Source organism: Cognatiyoonia sp., from assembly GCF_965661665.1.
In the GTDB taxonomy this organism is placed as follows: Bacteria; Pseudomonadota; Alphaproteobacteria; order Rhodobacterales; family Rhodobacteraceae; genus Cognatiyoonia.
In genome coordinates this window covers 21,735-39,649 of record NZ_CBFIEO010000014.1, presented here as the reverse complement: position 1 = coordinate 39,649, position 17,915 = coordinate 21,735, and the positions used below count along the sequence as shown (strand labels likewise).

Genomic DNA, 17,915 nt, shown 5'->3' with positions numbered 1-17,915 from the left:
GGCGGCTTGGCCGCCCTTTTTGGTTTCAGCGCCGCGGCATCCCCTTCAAATCCACATGTTTTATCATAACATTGAGTCCAGGAGTTGGGCTATACCACTTGATAGACTGATCCTGATCCTTGTCGTCGTGATTGCTGCCGCGGCGCTGACCGTTTGGGGCGGTGCCGGCCTTTTGGCCGGCTTTGCCGTTAATCCAATGATCAGTATTGGCATATTGAGCATTCGCGCTCTCGGCGCATATTTAGTTTTCCGCGTCGTTTCGGAGCGGCTCAACAACCTAGAAGAAGATCATTATGACAATATGGAGAATTGAATGATGATCACGACCACAGATACCGTTGCTCATATGGAGATTACGCAAACTATAGGCAAGGTGAGCGGCGCGCCCGTGCGATCAAAGCATATCAACACGGACATTGTTGCGTCGCTCCGCAATCTCGTGGGTGGGGAGCAGACGGGGTATTCGTCCCTACTCGCTGACGCGCGGGAACAGGCACTGGATCGTATGATTGAACAGACAGAGACTCTAGGCGCTGATGCCATCGCCGGGTTTCGGATGGAAACCTCATCGATCATGGATGTTGCGTGAGAAATCCGGGCTTACGGTACCGCTGTCCGCACGCGATGACGCTCGAAGACGCCACGCTGACAACAGACGGCCTTTCTGCAAAAGGTGAAGGTCGGATCCTGCTGTTGGCCTGTGGCGCCCTCGCCCGCGAGATCATCAACATTCAGGTCCAGCACGGGCTGGCGCACCTTGACTTGCAATGTCTACCCGCAATCTATCACAACCATCCTGAGCGGATCGTGCCTGCAGTGCGCGAAGCCGTGGCAAAGCACCGCGCGGATTATGACGACATCTTCGTGGTTTATGCAGATTGCGGGACCGGTGGGCAGTTGAAGTCAGCGTGTGACGAGCTTGGTATTAAGATGGTGGAAGGCCCGCATTGCTACAGCTTTTTCGAAGGCAACGCAGCCTTTGCAGATCGGGAGGAGATGACGTCATTCTACCTCACTGACTTTCTGGTCCGGCAATTTGACGCTTTCGTTTGGAAGCCGCTCGGCCTCGACCGGCATCCAGAGCTGCGGGATATGTATTTCGGGCATTACGAAACGCTAGTCTACCAATCTCAGATCGACGACCCTGCCCTTGTCGCCAAGGCAGAAGGCTATGCCAAACAGATGGGCCTTGCCTTTGAACACAGACCCACTGGTTACGGGGACTTGGAGGCGGTTCTTACGTCGCTTTAACAGCGATGGAGCGGATGCGCTCAATCATGGCGCGTAAACCGTTTGACCGCTGCGACGACAGGTGATCGTTCAGCCCAAGACGTCCAAGTTCGGCATGGGCATCGATGTCGTTGATGCCAGACACAGGCATGTCGTTGTAGAGCGCGGCCAGGACTGCAATCAGCCCCCGCACAATCATCGCGTCGCTGTCACCTTCAAACCGAAACTGATCGTCAGCGACGGTGGGATGCAGCCACACCTGACTGGCACAGCCGTCGACCTTGGTAGCAGGCACCTTCAGCGCGTCATCAAGTGGAGGCATCGCCTTGCCCATGTCAATCACATGGCGATAGCGATCTTCCCAATCGTCCAAAAACGCAAAGTCCTCGACAATTTCTTCAAAGGCAGCACTGGCCATCTGTCACCCCATTTTGGTCAGGACAAGATTTAGGGCCAATGCGTGCAAAGTTCCAGTGCTGGGTTTTCTTGCCGCGTGAGTTCGGCTAGGAAGTTGAGAGGGTTCGGGGAGACGAAGATATGAAAGCCACGCTACCAATATTACTGTCAGCCACAATCGTGCTGACGGGATGTGAGCGCATCTCAACCTCCCGCTTCAATCCGCTGAATTGGTTCGGCTCTGTTGAGCCAGCGGCGCCAGTTGACGCCACCACGGGCGAACTGCTGCCCCTGACGCCAGCCAATGCGGATAGCGTGATTGATGCGCGCACCCTTGCGGGGACCATCGTTTCTATGTCGGTAGAGCGGACCCCTGACGGCGCGATTGTACGCGCGACAGGCACGACAACTGCGCCCTCGCAGTTCAATGCGCAACTGGTCCCGATTGACGCAAGCGGTGGGCGGTTGACGTTGGCGATGCGGTTTGAAGCGCCTCAAAGCGTGACCTCGGCGGCCGTAGAGCCGCGCCAGATCACTGCGGCCTATGTGGTCGACAATGCTGTTCTGGCAGGTGTTCGTACCATTCAGGTCCAAGGCGCAAACAACGCCCTGTCACGGCGCCGTTAACGCGAGACGGTCACGACCTTCGCACCATCGACGGCCAAGGCCACCCGGCCTTCACAAAGCTTCAGCGCGTCTTTGCCAAACACTTCCTTGCGCCAGCCTTTGAGTGCGGCAAGGTCACGGCCGCCTGCTGCCATCACATCCAAATCTTGCGCAGATGCGATCAGCTTTTGCGCGACACCTTCCTGGTCGGCTTTTGCCTTGAGAAGAACGCGCAACATGTCGGCAATCGCAGGGTTCACCTGCAGTTTTTCACGGCTGCGGTCTGGTTTGGGCAGTTCATCACCCGGAACAGCCAATCCAGCCTTCACTGCCGTCAGGATCCCGTCCGCAATGGCGCCTTTGCGCGCTTCACGAAGCAACAGACGGGAACGACTCAGGTCCTTTTCCGTCTGTGGTTTGGTTGAAGCAAGCTCGATCAGCGCGTCGTCTTTGAACACACGGTTGCGTGGGACGTTATTGGATTGCGCGTGGTTTTCACGGAACTGCGCCAGTTCCCGCACGATTGCGAGGAAGCGGCCAGAATTCGTGCGCGTCTTGACCCGCAGCCAAGCGTCCTGCGGGTCAATCCGGTAGGTTGCCGGATCGTTGAGCACGTCCATTTCTTCCGACACCCATTTCTTACGGCCCGACTTGGCAAGTTCGGCAGACAGCACCTCGTAAATATCCCGCAGATGGGTCACGTCGGCCAAAGCATAGCTGGACTGCGCATCTGTCAGTGGGCGCCGCGACCAGTCGGTGAAACGGGATGATTTATCGAGCGACGCTTTGGCGATTTTGCGTACCAGCGTCTCATACCCCACCTGATCGCCATAGCCGCAGACCATTGCTGCCACTTGCGTGTCAAACAGCGGTGTCGGGATCACGCCTGCGTCGACATAGAAAATCTCAAGATCCTGACGGGCGGCGTGGAAAACCTTGACCACGCCCTCATCGCGGAAAAGGTCATAAAGCGGCTCCAGCGACAGATCTTTGACCAGCGGATCGACCAGCACGGCATGCTCTTCGCCCTTCGCGCCACGATAGGCTAACTGCACGAGGCACAGCTTTGAATAATACGTCCGCTCTCTCAAAAACTCAGTATCTACCGTGACGTAGTCATGCCTTGCCGCTTCGGCGCAAAACTCTGCCAAGTCCGATGTGTTTGAGATGGTTTTCATATGTGCCTGCTTTGCCTAATCTTTATGCCAACGCTGATACGCGAGCTCGCCCTTAAAGTGAAGCGATCGGCGCAATCGTTTCCGTTTGGTCAGGAAGTAATGCGATCAAGCGTCAACTGTTCCGTTTGGCCGGCCAAGAACCGCTTCAAAACAGCGGGGTACAATTCATGTTCAAAGGGCAAGACGCGCTTTGCCAAAGTGTCGGCGGTGTCATCTGGCTTGATGGCAACTTTGGCTTGGCCAAGGATCGGCCCATCATCCAGATTCGCTGTCACAAGATGGACGCTGCAGCCATGTTCCGCATCACCGGCATCCAGCGCCCGCTGATGCGTATGTAGCCCTTTGTATTTGGGGAGCAAGGAGGGATGGATGTTGAGCATCCTGCAGTCCCATTTGGAGACGAAACCCGCCGTCAGTACCCGCATGAACCCAGCCAAGCAGATTACGTCCGGCGCGGTCTTCTCCAATTCTATCTGAAGCGTATCTTCGAACGCCGCCCGGTCATTGCCAAAGTCCCGATGATCGACAGTTGCAGTGGGCACACCGAGACTTTGCGCTTTCACCAAACCACCTGCATCTGAAACGTTTGAGACAACCAAAACAGGTTCAGCGAACCCTGTGCTTTGCATGGCTTCCACCAAGGACACCATGTTGGACCCGCTGCCCGAAATCAGGATTGCGACCTTTGGCGTCAAGCGAGCTGACCTGTGTAAGAAATTTCTGGTGCGCTCGTCACACGGCCAATCCGATAGACCGTCTCGCCCTGCTCGGCCAGCAGATCAGCGAGATCATCCGCTTTTGCGGGATCGACCACAAGTACCATACCAATGCCAGCGTTGAAGGTTTTCAGCATCTCGGATGGGGCGATTCCGCCGACCTCTGACAACCAGTCAAATACGGGTGGCAACGCCCAAGATGTCAGATCAATCTCCGTCCCGCAGCCATCTGGCAGGACGCGAGGCAGGTTTTCTGTCAAACCGCCACCAGTGATATGCGCCAGCGCGTGAACGCCGCCCGACCGCACTGCCTCCAAGGCTGGTTTGACATAAAGCCGTGTCGGCGCAAGCAAAGCTTCACCAAGGCTTTCCTCCGCGAAGGGCGCTTTGTCAGACCACGCAAGACCCGACACCTCAACGATTTTGCGGACTAAAGAGTATCCGTTGGAGTGCACGCCATCAGACGCAAGCCCTAACAAGACATCGCCTTCTTTGACACATGCTGGCAGGTCCGCGCCCCGTTCCATCGCGCCGACAGCAAATCCAGCAAGGTCGAAATCCCCCGCCTCATACATGCCTGGCATTTCTGCCGTTTCTCCACCGATGAGCGCGCAGCCGGACGCCTCACAGCCCGCCGCGATGCCTTCGATGATCAGCGTGGCGCTGTCGAGGTCAAGCTTGCCCGTCGCGAAGTAATCAAGGAAGAAAAGCGGCTCCGCCCCCTGACAAACAAGGTCATTGACGCACATGGCGACAAGATCGATCCCGATACTGCCGACATTGCCTGTGTCGATGGCAATTCGAAGCTTCGTTCCCACGCCGTCGGTCGCAGCCACAAGGATCGGATCGGTGTAGCCTGCATCTTTGAGATCAAAGAGCGCGCCAAACCCGCCGAGCCCTGCCATTACGCCTGAGCGTTTGGTGCGCTTCGCGGCCGGTTTGATCCGTTCAATCAGGGTGTTTCCAGCGTCAATATCGACGCCCGCATCTGCATATGTCAGACCGTTCTTTGTCACGCCGTTTCCCCTTCCGATGTGCTGTCGCCCACCTAGCGGAACAACGGCCCCTGTGCAACCGAACCGAAGCGGGTTCGCTCACGCAATCCTCCCCGTCATGTTAAAGAGCGTTGATTGACTGTGATCGATGTTCTGCCGCCCAGTCGTCCCATAAATTCAAATGGGGGAAACTATGACCAAGAAAGTTGTAGCACTGAAGTTTGTCGCTTTAGGTCTAGCAGCTTGCGCCGAGCAAGACGCGATTATGAAGGATGGCGACGCGATAATGTCCGAAAGCATGATGTCTGACACAATGATGGCCGACAAATAAGAAATTCGCCGCGCTGGGTGATTAGTCCGGTGCGGTCACTTCCGCTTGACGAATGCTCTGGGTCTGGTACGCAAACTCCGTGGCGGGCCTGTAGCTCAATTGGTTAGAGCAGAGCGCTCATAACGCTTTGGTTGCGGGTTCAAGTCCTGCCGGGCCTACCATTCCAAATCCGCTGATTTCGGCTCGATTTGGGACAATCCCCACAAAAACCCACAATTGTCGAAAAAAAATCGGCGAGTTCACGCCTTATTTGTTAACTTCGATCGCAATTCGCAATCAATCATGGCAAAATTGTGTCACTAATTTGATACTAGAATTAATAGCGTTTTTATTGGTCTGGGGGCCGTTAATGAGTACGAAGGCCCTTCACCCGCTGTCTATTTTCGCGATTTCCTTGGCACCTGCTCCAGCCTTCGCGAAGACTAGGCAACTTGCCGACATAACAACTGTCGATCCTCTCGGGTATGAATGCATCTCTGGCGAGTATTTGGAAGAAACAGATGAGTTTGCGGCGGTTGCCTTCACGCTCTACGAAACCATCACGATCGCTTCCATGCCACCCCCTCTGGCAGCGTTCCTTAGCGGCGCCACATGCAGCGTTGGCCTCAACGCGGTGTTTAGACATGAGGCCTCACTGGGCGGCGTTGGTATTCTGGCGCTCTATCTTCAAGAAAAGAATGGCTTCCAAGCGGGCTGGAGCCAACTTATTTTCGACGCGCTCCTCTTTGGTGTCGCCTTTTTCATCCTCCCCAGCAGCTTAATCGCGTGCTCGTTGGCAGGCGCGCTTGTCACCAACACCATTGTCGGCTTCAATCACCGGCAGGACCGATACATTGCTAGGTGAACGACACAATGCCAACCCACTACATCACCCTGTTCTTCGCCATCGTGGCAGAAACGATTGGCACCACCGCGTTGCAGGCCAGTCAGCAGTTCACCAAGCCATTGCCGACGGTGATCCTGTTCATCAGCTACGGCATTTCTTTCTACCTTCTGGGCATCACACTCAAATACATGCCGGTTGGGATCATGTATGCGGTTTGGTCGGGGCTTGGGATCGTTCTGATCGCAGTCATCGGTCTTGTGATTTTTGGTCAGCGGCTCGATTTCTGGGCAGTGATTGGCATATCCCTCATCCTTGCGGGTGTGCTTGTGATTCACCTGTTATCAAACACCTCCACCCACTGACGAAATCAGGGGTGGTCAACGTCCGCAACTCAGGCTATCCGCGCCGCAACCCTCCCTTTGAAGGCACGGCCCTATGGATATCCGCAATATCGCGATCATCGCGCACGTTGACCACGGCAAGACAACACTCGTTGATGAACTGCTGAAGCAGTCCGGCGTTTACCGCGACAACGAAGCCATCACCGAACGTGTGATGGACAGCAACGACATCGAGCGTGAGCGGGGCATCACGATCCTTGCGAAATGTACTTCCGTCGAATGGAAGGGCACGCGGATCAACATCGTCGACACGCCCGGCCACGCGGACTTTGGTGGCGAGGTGGAGCGTATCCTGTCGATGGTGGACGGAGTCGTTCTGCTGGTAGACGCCGCCGAAGGCGCGATGCCGCAGACGAAGTTTGTGACCTCCAAAGCGCTGGCCCTTGGCCTGCGTCCGATTGTTGTCGTGAACAAGGTCGACAAGCCTGACGGTGACCCTGATCGGGCGTTGGATGAAGTTTTCGACCTGTTCGCAAACCTCGATGCCAGCGATGACCAACTCGACTTCCCTGCGATGTACGCCTCCGTCCGGTCTGGATGGTGTGACGCAGATCTTGATGGCACGCGTGAAAACCTCGATGCGCTCTTTGACCTCATCGTCGATCACGTCCCTGCCCCTGCGCAGATCGCGGCGCGGGATGAGCCGTTCCGTATGCTGGCAACGACGCTCTCCGCCGATCCGTTTATTGGCCGCATCCTGACGGGGCGCGTGGAGAGCGGAACGCTGAAGACCGGTGACACGATCAAAGCGATGAGCCGCGAAGGTGACCGGATTGAACAGTTTCGCGCGTCAAAAATCCTCGCCTTCCGTGGATTGATGCAGCAGCCGATTGATATGGCCGAGGCAGGCGACATCGTAACAATCGCGGGCATGACCAAGGCCACCGTGGCCGACACGCTCTGCGACGTGGCGATTGAAGAACCGATCCCCGCACAGCCGATCGACCCGCCAACGATTACCGTGACTTTCGGCATCAACGACAGCCCGTTGGCTGGACGTGATGGCAAAAAGGTTCAATCGCGCGTCATTCGCGAACGGTTGATGAAGGAGGCCGAGGTGAACGTCGCGATCAAGGTAGCCGACACGCCCGGTGGCGATGCGTTCGAGGTTTCTGGCCGTGGCGAACTTCAAATGGGTGTCTTGATCGAGAATATGCGCCGCGAAGGGTTCGAACTGTCCATCTCCCGCCCGCAGGTGATTTACACCGAGGAAAACGGTGAGCGGATGGAGCCTGTCGAAGAGGTCACCGTCGACGTCGATGACGAATACACGGGCGTCGTGGTCGAAAAACTGACCGGGCCGCGCAAAGGTGATCTGATTGAGATGCGCCCTGGCGGTGCAGGCAAGACGCGCATTGTGGCGCACGTCCCGTCCCGTGGTCTCATTGGCTATCATGGCGAGTTTCTAACCGACACACGCGGCTCCGGCGTTTTGAACCGTATCTTCCACGGCTCCACCCCGCATAAGGGCAAAATCGAAGGTCGGCGCCAAGGTGTTCTGATCTCGATGGAAAACGGCACATCCGTGGCCTTCGCACTCTGGAACCTTGAAGAGCGCGGCAAGATGTTTATCAGGGCGCAGGAGAATGTCTATCAGGGCATGATCATCGGCGAACACAGCCGAGAAAACGACCTTGAGGTAAACCCGCTCAAAGGCAAGAAGTTGACCAACGTCCGTGCGTCAGGTTCCGATGAAGCCGTGCGGTTAACGCCGCCTGTGCGGATGAGCCTTGAAGAAGCGATTGCTTATATCGATGACGACGAATTGGTGGAAGTCACGCCAAATGTCGTGCGCTTGCGTAAACGCTACCTCGACACTCATGAGCGCAAACGGATGGCGCGGGCGGCTCAGTGATTTGCTGATCCGACGTTTATATCGCCGGCTTCAATGACCCTCGCATACCGCCCGCCATGGCCGCGCATGGCATTATAGCCGCCACGCCTCAGTGATTTTTCCATCCGCGAACACGGCGGACATGGCCCTTCAATTTTGAGGATTACGCTGCCAATTCGGATAGGTGGGTTTTTCAACGCCTGAAGGTTGATGCGCGAGACTACAACGTTATGGCGAAGCGTTTCGGGGGTGACGATCGCAAGCCCTGCCAAACGGGCAATAACTTAGAGATGTTCCGCCTGCATCAGTGTCACCGCCTGTTTCCCCGCACGGCTGTCGTCCCCAACCAATCCGCTGAGCTCAATCAGCGCTAATGGCACGACCTCAATTTTCACCAGACGTACTGATCGAAGGCCAATCCACTCCACGCGCCCGGTTTGCGCATGGTTGGACATCATTTCGGCCAGTTGGCTCAGGTGTCCAACTCCTCAACAATGCAAAGCTCCCGCTGGGAGGCACCTTTTGCAAAGCTGAGCGCATCTTGGTACGCATCCGAATGATAGCAGGCGTCCGCGGCCTCAATACTGGGAAACCGGGCCACGACATTGCGCGGTCGCTCTGGGCCTTCAAGCTGCTTGCAGGCCCCGCCACGGGCGAGGAAGACACCGCCACGATCCGCAATCGCGACCGTCGCGCGCTTTGCGTATTCTGCATATGACGCTTCATCCGTGACAGTCACATGCGCGATCCAAAGTGCTGTTGGCATGGCCTATTCCCCCAATTTCGCTTTAACAGCAGCGATAGCGTCATCAGCTTTTTCTGCGCTCGCAGCGCCGCCTTGCGCCATGTCCGGCCGGCCACCGCCACCTTTGCCGCCCAAAGCCTCAACCGCTGTGCGCAGAATGTCGACCGCGTTGAACTTCTCCGTCAGATCCTTGGTCACACCCGCCGCGATGGCGGCTTTGCCGCCTGCGTCCGAGATGAGGAGGACAACGCCACTACCTACCCGCTCTTTGAACTGATCAACCAGTGCGGGCAGTTCTTTCCCAGACACGCCTGACAGAACCTGACCCATGAAGCATGTGCCATTCAAATCTTCTTGCGTTGGACCGCCAGTGCCGCCGCCGCCCATCGCAAGTTCGCGGCGCAGTTGCGCCACTTCGTTGGACAAGGCTTTGCGCTCTTCCATTAGCGCTTTCACGCGCTCCTCAACCTCGCCAATCGAGGTCTTCATGGTTTGCGCCACGGCAGACAATCTTTCTGCCTGCGTGGCAAAATGATCCAATGCCGCCTGACCCGTCAGCGCCTCGATCCGTCGCACACCTGCGCTAGAGGCGCTGTCGCTGAGTGCGACGAACGCACCAATCTCGCCCAGTTGCTTCACATGAGTACCGCCACAAAGCTCCAGACTGTAGGTGTCGCCGTCTGTACCTCTGCCAGACCCTTCGGCGATGCCCATCGACACCACGCGCACCTCGTCGCCGTATTTCTCCCCAAAGAGCGCTTGCGCGCCCATCGCGCGGGCGTCGTCCGGGGTCATGATGCGGGTTTCGACGTTAGAGTTCTGGCGGATGAGCTTGTTTACCTCCGCCTCCACCGCTTTCAATTCCTCAGGGACAACTCCCTTGTTGTGGCTAAAATCAAACCGCAACCGATCCGGCGCATTCAGAGAGCCACGTTGCGCAATGTGATCACCCAACGTGTTGCGCAGCGCCTCATTCAAGAGGTGGGTGGCGGAGTGGTTTGCTTGAATCGCAGCGCGGCGGTTCGCATCGACCGAAAGCTCCGCACCTTGGCCCTTCTTAATCTCGCCATCGCTCACCTCACCGATGTGAATGAAGACATTGGCGACCTTCTTTGTGTCCGTGACAATAACTGTCCCCGTATTGGTTTTGAGGGTACCGCTGTCACCAACCTGACCGCCGCTTTCCGCGTAGAACGGCGTCTGGTTCAGGACGACCTGCACTGTGCCTTTGGCGGCATCCTTCGCCTCACCATCCTGCACGATGGCGACGATCTGTCCTTCGGCGTTGATGGATTCGTAACCTAAGAAATCTGTAGCACCGTTCTCTTCAGCAACGTCGAACCAGATAGTGGCGTTCTCCGCCTCGCCCGTGCCGGACCATGCCGCGCGAGCTTTGGCCTTTTGCTCTGCCATTGCGGCATCGAAACCGTCGCTGTCGACACCGCGGCCCCTTTCGCGCAACGCATCTTGAGTGAGGTCGAGCGGGAATCCATAGGTGTCATAAAGCTTGAACGCCGCGTCGCCTGGAAGGTCAGCACCGTCTGGCAGGTTCGACAATTCATCATCCAAAAGCTTCAGGCCGCGATCCAAAGTCGTCTTGAACCGCACTTCTTCATTCAAAAGCGTTTCTTCAATCAGTTTCTGACCTTGACCCAGTTCCGGATAAGCCACGCCCATCTGCTGCACCAAAGCGGGCACCAGTTTGTGCATGACAGGGTATTTCGCCCCCAGTAGATGCGCATGCCGCATTGCGCGGCGCATGATCCGACGCAGCACATACCCGCGCCCTTCGTTTGAGGGCAGTACCCCTTCAGCAATCAAGAAGGACGTGGACCGCAGGTGATCGGAAATCACACGGTGATGCACGTTCTGCTCGCCATAAGGATCGGTTGAGGTCGCATGTGCGGAGGCCTCAATCAATGCCTTGAAAAGGTCCGTATCGTAGTTATCGTGGCTGCCCTGAAGCAACGCAGCGATGCGCTCCAATCCCATGCCCGTGTCGATTGATTGCATCTCCAACGGCGCCATCGACCCGTCATCGAACTGTTCGTTCTGCATGAAGACGACGTTCCAAATCTCGATGAAGCGGTCGCCGTCCTCCTCAGGCGAACCCGGAGGACCTCCCCAAATGTGATCGCCGTGGTCGTAGAAAATCTCAGTACAGGGACCACACGGACCGGTTGGCCCCATGCGCCAGAAATTGTCATCGGTTGCGATGCGAATGATTCGATCCTCGGGAACGCCGAGCTTTTTCCAGATATCGAACGCTTCATCATCCGTGTGATAAACGGTTGTCATCAGTTTCGACTTGTCGATGCCGAAATCTTTGGTCAGCAATTCCCAAGCAAACGGGATCGCTTCATTTTTGAAGTAGTCGCCAAAGCTGAAGTTGCCGAGCATCTCGAAAAACGTGTGGTGGCGCGCTGTATAGCCCACGTTATCGAGGTCGTTGTGCTTACCACCTGCCCGTACGCATTTCTGTGAGGAAGTCGCACGCTGGTAATCGCCGCTTTCCACGCCCGTAAAGCGGTTCTTGAATTGCACCATGCCAGAGTTGGTAAACATCAAAGTGGGGTCATTGCGCGGGACAAGCGGGCTTGAGGCGATGACCTCATGGTCCTGCCGTCCAAAATAATCAAGAAACGTCGAACGAATGTCGGCAAGGCTGGTCATGGCGCTTCATCCAAATGGGTCAATGTTTGAAGGCCAGAAATACCCTTGGCTCCTTAAAAGGTCCACAGGTCAAATGACAAAGGGCACCGCACGCCGCGACGCCCTTTTTGAGACTGTTTGAGCGGTTAAACTTCTACGAGCGCGTCGTCATCATTCTTATCGGGATCGTTCTGTTCCATATCGAAATCGAGGCCGTGCGCCGCGCGGATTTTATCTTCGATTTCAAGCGCCACAGAAGGGTTCTCTTTCAGGAACATCTTGGAGTTTTCACGCCCCTGTCCGATCCGCTCATCACCATAGCTGAACCAAGCGCCTGATTTCTCAACCACGCCAGCTTTCACACCAAGGTCCAACAGTTCGCCGTTCTTTGAGATGCCCTCGCCATACATAATGTCGAATTCCACCTGCTTGAACGGTGGGGCCACCTTGTTCTTAACCACTTTCACACGGGTTGCGTTGCCCACAACCTCATCGCGGTCCTTGATCGCACCAATACGGCGGATGTCGAGACGGACGGAGGAGTAGAACTTCAGCGCGTTGCCCCCTGTTGTCGTCTCAGGCGAGCCAAACATCACACCAATCTTCATCCGAATTTGGTTGATGAAAATCACCATACAGTTGGAGCGGTTGATGGAGCCTGTCAGCTTCCGCATCGCTTGCGACATCAGACGGGCATGTACGCCGACGCTGCTGTCGCCCATGTCGCCTTCAAGCTCTGATTTCGGCGTCAGCGCCGCGACGGAGTCAACTACGATTAGGTTCACCGCGCCAGAGCGTACGAGCGTATCAACAATCTCAAGCGCCTGCTCACCTGTGTCCGGCTGCGAAATCAGAAGCTCATCAAGGTTCACGCCCAACTTCTTCGCATACTGCGGATCAAGCGCGTGTTCCGCATCTACGAAGGCGCAAACGCCGCCTTTTTTCTGCTCTTCCGCCACAGCATGAAGGGTCAACGTCGTCTTACCGGAGCTTTCAGGCCCGTAAATCTCAATGATCCGGCCTTTCGGCAGGCCGCCGATACCAAGCGCGATATCGAGGCCAAGTGATCCTGTAGACGTCGCTTCAATATCTTGGAACTGGTTCTCACCGCCCAGCTTCATGATTGAGCCCTTGCCAAACTGGCGCTCAATCTGTGCAAGTGCGCTATCAAGCGCCTTTTGCTTATCGGATGTTTTCTTGTCGCTCATCGAAAGGAGTTCTGCCGTTGCTGCCATCTTTCATGTCCTTATGTCACGCCCACAACGGGGCGGCAATCACTGCTATGTTCTTTTTATGTTCTCTTTTCTTAATGAGACCAAAGCAAGAACATTTCAACTAAAATCTTCATCACTCATCATACTTCTCTGGTGGTTAACGAAGTATTGATTTTCTATGGCAACAGCGGTTTCGGGCGCAATTTTCGACAGATGCTTGTATTATTTAATAAAAAACTGGTGATCTTCGCCACGACAAAGAGCGGATCGACCACCCTACAGAGGGCTTTGATGGCACATGCGTGCATGACCGTGAGATCGCCACCGAGCCTGAAACATATGAACGTGCGGCGCTATCGACGAAGCTTGGAACGGACACTTTGGGAACTTGGCGCCCCTTCAAAACTCGAAACCTTCGCATTGATCGAGTATCTGCTCGGCCAACCCCAAAGCACGCGAGACGTGACTTTCAATGAATTTGTGCTGGAATATTTGGCCGATGATCCTGCCCCACTTGCGAATTTGGGGAAGTAATCCAATTTCCTAATTGGACAGGATGGACAGCTCGGAATCGATCACCTTTACCAATATGATATGTACCTATCCGCGCTACGGTTTCTCTCACACAAATTGGGGCGCGACATTGAAACCAACCAACACAATGTGTCGCCACCCTTAAGCGTAAACCTCGACGAAGACATCAAAGCGCGACTGCAAGACGAATGTCGCCTTAAGTTTGATCTGTGGCAAATTGCCCAGCGTCAGGAACTGAGCGTCCGCCGGATTGCATCCTGCCAACCCGAATAGCGCTGGTTGCGTATTTCTTGATCCATATTCGGCTCAAACCGCTGATCAAGCGCCCAATTCGCCGCAAACCCATCCATATCGGGATAGATCCCTGCCCGCATCCCAGCGAGCCATGCCACGCCGAGCGCTGTCGTTTCCAAGACCTTCGGGCGATCCACAGGCGCATCAAGAATGTCGGACAAAAACTGCATCGTCCAATCGGAGGCGCTCATCCCCCCATCCACACGCAACACTGAGTCCTCTGTCGCGCCGTCCCAGTCCGCATGCATTGCGTCCAAAAGCTCCCGCGTTTGGAAGCCGACGCTTTCCAGCGCTGCTTTGGCGAACTCGGCAGGGCCAGAGCCGCGTGTGAGGCCATAAATAGCGCCACGGGCGTTGGCGTCCCAATGTGGCGCTCCGATGCCGGTGAATGCCGGAACAAGGTAAAGTTCCTGCTCTGGATCGGCCTTCTCAGCCAAGGGATGCGTGTCAGCGGCCTTGGCGATGATCCCCAAACCGTCGCGCAGCCATTGCACCACCGCACCAGCGATGAAGATCGACCCTTCGAGCGCGTAGGTGGTTTTGCCATTCAAACGATAGGCGATGGTGCCGAGCAGACGGTTTTGGCTTCGAACCAGCGTTTCACCTGTATTCAAAAGCGCAAAACAGCCCGTTCCATAGGTGGATTTCAACATGCCTGGCGCAAAACAGGCTTGGCCAAGCGTTGCCGCTTGCTGATCGCCTGCGACGCCCAAAATTGGCAAGTCTGCACCAAGTATCTCAGCAGAGACTGTTCCAAAATCCGCCTCACAATCAAGCACTTCTGGCAACATTCTCATAGGGATACCGAGCCGCTCACAAATGCCTGCGTCCCAGGCATTGTCACGAATGTTAAAGAGCATAGTCCGCGCCGCGTTGGTGGCATCGGTGACGTGCCGTGCACCATTGGTGAACTTCCAGATGAGATAGCAATCAACTGTGCCAAACAACAGATAGCCCGCTTCGGCATCCGCGCGTGCGCCATCTACGTTGTCGAGGATCCATTTCACTTTGGTGGAAGAGAAATAGGGATCGAGCAAAAGCCCTGTCTTTTCCGTGATTTCCGCTTCTAAGCTATCATTCTTTAGCTCCTGACATATATCCGACGTACGGCGGTCCTGCCAAACGATCGCGTTGTGAACAGCCTCCCCGGTGCGCTTGTCCCACACGATTGTAGTTTCGCGCTGGTTGGTGATGCCGATGCCTTGAATGTCCGAGGGATGAAGCCCCGCTTTATCAATCGCGCCTTTGGCCGTTGCGACGGTCGTGGTCCACAGGTCGTTGGCCACATGTTCAACCCAGCCGGATTTGGGGAAATGCTGATCAAATTCCTGCTGCGCAATCGCGACAATCGACATGTCCTTGTCGAACACGATCCCGCGGCTGGAAGTGGTGCCCTGATCAATCGCCAGAATATAGGTCATAGCGTTTCTCTCCCCGATAATTTTGAGCAGACTAGGTTATTGTTGGCTCCGCATGAAGTCATCAATTCGCGCGATCTGGTCTTTGGTCAGGCGCAGACCCAGCTTGCTGCGACGCCAGATGACATCTTCCGCCGTTTGCGCGTATTCCTTGTCCATCAGCCACATCACTTCAGCAGCACTCAGATCAGCGCCGAACATCTCCCCCAAATCAGCCGCAGATTTAGCTTTGCCCAGCACCTCCTCCGCTTCGGTGCCATAGGCACGGAACAGCCGTTTGGCCCAGCGACCGTTGAGGAACGAATATTTATCTTGCAGATCATCGATACGCGCGTTCACCTTGCTCACGGGGAAATCACCGCCGGGCAAGGGAACCTTTGCCGTCCATTCGCCCTGCCCGCCGACATGCGGCTTCAGCTTTTCCAGCACGGCTTCGGCAAGCTTGCGGTAGGTCGTGATCTTGCCGCCAAAGACGTTCAGAAGCACGGGTCCGTTAGTGTCGAGCGACAAAACATAGTCGCGTGTCGCCGCCGTAGCTGATTTTGCTCCGTCGTCGTAAAGCGGACGCACACCTGAATAGGTCCAAACGATATCGTCGCGTGTGATCGTCTGGGTGAAATAGTTGTTGGCGAATTCGATCAGGTAGTCCTGCTCTTCCTCTGTCGCCGTCGGTTCCTTGGACAGATCGTCATGTTCGGCGTCCGTGGTGCCAATTAGCGTGAAATCCGTCTCATAGGGAATTGCAAAGATGATCCGCCCATCCTCACCTTGGAAAAAATATGCCTTGTCATGGTCGAACAGCCGCTTTGTCACGATGTGGGAACCGCGGACCAAACGAATGCCTTCAGTGCTGTTCAGCCGCACGGTGTTTTTGACGATATCCTCAACCCAAGGGCCGCCCGCATTGACCAACCCACGCGCGGTCACAGTCTCGATACCATCCGGTCCTTCCATCGTGATAGACCAGTGATCGCCCTCACGTTCAGCGGACACGACTTTGGTGCGGGTCATGATCAGTGCGCCGCGTTCTTCCGCATCCCGCGCATTCAGGACGACAAGCCGCGAGTCTTCCACCCAGCAGTCGGAATATTCGTAAGCTAGTTTGAACTTGGACTTCAGTGCCTTGCCCACGGGGTTCGTCGGCAGATGCAACGTCCGCGTTTGCGGCAGGCTCTTCCACCCACCGAGATTGTCATAAAGTGCCAGACCAAGCCGGATCAGCCACGACGGCCGGCGGCCTTTCATCCATGGCATAACGGTGGAGAGAAGCTTGGATGTCGGGGTTTCCCCCTCAAACCGCATGTCTTTGTGATATGGCAGCACAAATCGCATCGGCCAACTGATGTGCGGCATGGCTTTGAGCAACAGCTCGCGCTCAATCAAGGCTTTGCGGACAAGGCCAATCTCAAAAAACTCAAGATAGCGCAGACCGCCATGGAACAGCTTGGTTGATGCCGATGACGTCTTGGAGGCGAGGTCATCCATCTCTGCCAGCGCCACGCGCAACCCGCGGCCTTGCGCGTCCCGTGCGATGCCAACGCCGTTGATACCGCCGCCAATGACAAAAAGATCGAAGTCTGTGCTCATCATCTTCTCCAATACTGGCACAGCGCTAACCTGCGGATTTCGGTAGTGAAAGCCGAAACCAGAAAGATGTTCGGTTTTTATTGCACGAACTCAAAACGAATATTAAATTACTGATAAAATATATGAGTTGAACGCCTTAAACGCTCGCGGAACATCCAAAGCGAACCCATGACTGATATCAATCGCCACGACTATATCCTAGCCCGTGCCAGACAGAACGGTTCCGTACAAGCGAACATTCTTGCACAGGACTTGAATGTCGCCGTTCAAACGATCCGCCGCGACCTGCGGCAGATGTCACAAGCGGGGCTTTTGGAACGGGTGCATGGTGGTGCCGTGCTGCCCTCTGGCGTTGCGAATATCGGGTATGACGAGCGGCGGTCTTTGCAACGCGATTTCAAACGGCGCATTGCGAAAGCCGCCGCAGGACTGATCCCTGACAATGCCTCGCTATTTCTCAACATTGGCACAACAACCGAAGCCGTTGCTCAAGCCCTGCTCAATCATCGTAATCTGATGGTGGTGACCAACAACCTGAACGTGGCAAACATTTTGGCCCCGCATCCATCCTGCGAAGTCATCGTGTCAGGCGGTCGCCTGCGGCGGTCGGACGGCGGGCTGACAGGCGACCTTGCAGCCGTGGCGATCCAGCGGTTCAAGGTCGACATCGCAGTTGTTGGCGCCTCCGCCATCGACCCTGACGGCGATCTGCTCGACTTCGATGCTGAAGAGGTACGCGTGAGCCAAAAAATCATGCAAGCTGCGCGGTCTACGATTGTCGTTGGGGACAGTAGCAAGTTCACACGCAAAGCCCCCGTCCGTATCGCATCCCTTGCGGAAGCAGATCACTTCGTGACCAATGCTCTGCAGTCTGAACAGCTGGCCATGGCCTGTCAGGATTGGGGCACGCAGATCCACCTCGCCTGAACAAAATTGCTTTACCGTGTAGTTTGCCCCT

The 17,915-nt window shown here is 55.8% G+C and carries 20 protein-coding genes and 1 tRNA gene; 11 read left to right on the top strand and 10 right to left on the bottom strand.

What is annotated here, in order from left to right; all coding sequences use genetic code 11:
- Positions 1-55 precede the first annotated feature (55 nt).
- The 3 genes from ACTF5F_RS10325 to ACTF5F_RS10315 are packed head-to-tail and all read left to right on the top strand — an operon-like array spanning position 56 to position 1,251.
- Positions 56-313: a hypothetical protein gene (locus ACTF5F_RS10325; RefSeq protein ID WP_438956791.1), complete on the top strand. Its 258-nt coding sequence runs from the start codon at positions 56-58 to the stop codon at positions 311-313.
- Positions 314-589 carry a YbjQ family protein gene (locus ACTF5F_RS10320; protein ID WP_438956790.1) on the top strand — a complete coding sequence of 92 codons (276 nt, stop codon included), beginning with the start codon at positions 314-316 and terminating at the stop codon, positions 587-589.
- Positions 590-624: 35 nt separating this feature from the next.
- Positions 625-1,251 (top strand): DUF1638 domain-containing protein, encoded by a 627-nt coding sequence (locus ACTF5F_RS10315; protein ID WP_438956789.1) that lies wholly within the window; start codon positions 625-627, stop codon positions 1,249-1,251.
- Here ACTF5F_RS10315 and ACTF5F_RS10310 read toward each other — a convergent pair.
- Positions 1,238-1,648 (bottom strand): SufE family protein, encoded by a 411-nt coding sequence (locus ACTF5F_RS10310; protein ID WP_438956788.1) that lies wholly within the window; start codon positions 1,646-1,648, stop codon positions 1,238-1,240. The genes ACTF5F_RS10315 and ACTF5F_RS10310 overlap by 14 nt on opposite strands.
- Before the next feature lie 119 nt (positions 1,649-1,767).
- Here ACTF5F_RS10310 and ACTF5F_RS10305 point away from each other — a divergent pair, with 119 nt between their 5' ends.
- Positions 1,768-2,253, top strand: coding sequence for a hypothetical protein (locus ACTF5F_RS10305; protein ID WP_438956787.1), 486 nt, complete (start codon positions 1,768-1,770; stop codon positions 2,251-2,253).
- Here the strand turns inward: ACTF5F_RS10305 and rnd are convergent.
- From rnd to purM, 3 genes are all read right to left on the bottom strand, one after another.
- Complete coding sequence (gene rnd, locus ACTF5F_RS10300; RefSeq protein WP_438956786.1) at positions 2,250-3,410, bottom strand: ribonuclease D; 1,161 nt, start codon at positions 3,408-3,410, stop codon at positions 2,250-2,252. The genes ACTF5F_RS10305 and rnd overlap by 4 nt on opposite strands.
- Positions 3,411-3,499: 89 nt before the next feature.
- Positions 3,500-4,105 carry a phosphoribosylglycinamide formyltransferase gene (gene purN / locus ACTF5F_RS10295; RefSeq protein WP_438956785.1) on the bottom strand — a complete coding sequence of 202 codons (606 nt, stop codon included), beginning with the start codon at positions 4,103-4,105 and terminating at the stop codon, positions 3,500-3,502.
- Complete coding sequence (gene purM, locus ACTF5F_RS10290; RefSeq protein ID WP_438956784.1) at positions 4,102-5,142, bottom strand: phosphoribosylformylglycinamidine cyclo-ligase; 1,041 nt, start codon at positions 5,140-5,142, stop codon at positions 4,102-4,104. Before purM ends, purN begins: the two co-directional genes overlap by 4 nt.
- Before the next feature lie 172 nt (positions 5,143-5,314).
- Here purM and ACTF5F_RS10285 point away from each other — a divergent pair, with 172 nt between their 5' ends.
- From ACTF5F_RS10285 to typA, 5 genes are all read left to right on the top strand, one after another.
- Positions 5,315-5,452, top strand: coding sequence for a hypothetical protein (locus tag ACTF5F_RS10285; RefSeq protein WP_438956783.1), 138 nt, complete (start codon positions 5,315-5,317; stop codon positions 5,450-5,452).
- A gap of 84 nt (positions 5,453-5,536) precedes the next feature.
- Positions 5,537-5,613 (top strand) — tRNA-Ile (locus ACTF5F_RS10280).
- 188 nt (positions 5,614-5,801) lie between these two features.
- Positions 5,802-6,296 carry a YitT family protein gene (locus ACTF5F_RS10275; RefSeq protein ID WP_438956782.1) on the top strand — a complete coding sequence of 165 codons (495 nt, stop codon included), beginning with the start codon at positions 5,802-5,804 and terminating at the stop codon, positions 6,294-6,296.
- A gap of 8 nt (positions 6,297-6,304) precedes the next feature.
- Positions 6,305-6,640, top strand: a complete 336-nt coding sequence (locus ACTF5F_RS10270) for a DMT family transporter (protein ID WP_438956781.1) — start codon at positions 6,305-6,307, stop codon at positions 6,638-6,640.
- A 73-nt stretch (positions 6,641-6,713) separates the two neighbouring features.
- Positions 6,714-8,534, top strand: coding sequence for a translational GTPase TypA (gene typA / locus ACTF5F_RS10265; protein WP_438956780.1), 1,821 nt, complete (start codon positions 6,714-6,716; stop codon positions 8,532-8,534).
- Here the strand turns inward: typA and ACTF5F_RS10260 are convergent.
- The 4 genes from ACTF5F_RS10260 to recA all read right to left on the bottom strand — a co-directional run bounded on the left by ACTF5F_RS10260 (position 8,528) and on the right by recA (position 13,145).
- Positions 8,528-8,785, bottom strand: coding sequence for an MOSC domain-containing protein (locus ACTF5F_RS10260; protein WP_438956779.1), 258 nt, complete (start codon positions 8,783-8,785; stop codon positions 8,528-8,530). The genes typA and ACTF5F_RS10260 overlap by 7 nt on opposite strands.
- 200 nt (positions 8,786-8,985) lie before the next feature.
- The gene (locus tag ACTF5F_RS10255; protein ID WP_438956778.1) at positions 8,986-9,279 is read right to left on the bottom strand and encodes a DUF1330 domain-containing protein; all 294 of its coding nucleotides are present in this window, start codon (positions 9,277-9,279) and stop codon (positions 8,986-8,988) included.
- Positions 9,280-9,282: 3 nt separating this feature from the next.
- A complete protein-coding gene (alaS, locus tag ACTF5F_RS10250) occupies positions 9,283-11,931 on the bottom strand; it encodes an alanine--tRNA ligase (protein WP_438956777.1) in 2,649 nt (882 codons plus the stop codon).
- 125 nt (positions 11,932-12,056) lie between these two features.
- Positions 12,057-13,145 (bottom strand): recombinase RecA, encoded by a 1,089-nt coding sequence (gene recA / locus ACTF5F_RS10245; RefSeq protein ID WP_438956776.1) that lies wholly within the window; start codon positions 13,143-13,145, stop codon positions 12,057-12,059.
- 132 nt (positions 13,146-13,277) lie between these two features.
- On the opposite strand from recA, the gene ACTF5F_RS10240 reads away from it, so the two are divergent.
- The gene (locus tag ACTF5F_RS10240) at positions 13,278-13,658 is read left to right on the top strand and encodes a hypothetical protein (protein WP_438956775.1); all 381 of its coding nucleotides are present in this window, start codon (positions 13,278-13,280) and stop codon (positions 13,656-13,658) included.
- 227 nt (positions 13,659-13,885) lie between these two features.
- On the opposite strand, the gene glpK is transcribed toward ACTF5F_RS10240, so the two are convergent.
- Positions 13,886-15,373, bottom strand: coding sequence for a glycerol kinase GlpK (gene glpK / locus ACTF5F_RS10235; protein WP_438956774.1), 1,488 nt, complete (start codon positions 15,371-15,373; stop codon positions 13,886-13,888).
- Positions 15,374-15,409: 36 nt separating this feature from the next.
- The gene (gene glpD / locus ACTF5F_RS10230) at positions 15,410-16,957 is read right to left on the bottom strand and encodes a glycerol-3-phosphate dehydrogenase (protein WP_438956773.1); all 1,548 of its coding nucleotides are present in this window, start codon (positions 16,955-16,957) and stop codon (positions 15,410-15,412) included.
- A gap of 168 nt (positions 16,958-17,125) precedes the next feature.
- Between glpD and ACTF5F_RS10225 the strand changes: the two genes are divergently transcribed.
- Positions 17,126-17,884, top strand: a complete 759-nt coding sequence (locus ACTF5F_RS10225; RefSeq protein WP_438956772.1) for a DeoR/GlpR family DNA-binding transcription regulator — start codon at positions 17,126-17,128, stop codon at positions 17,882-17,884.
- Positions 17,885-17,915: the final 31 nt, after the last annotated feature.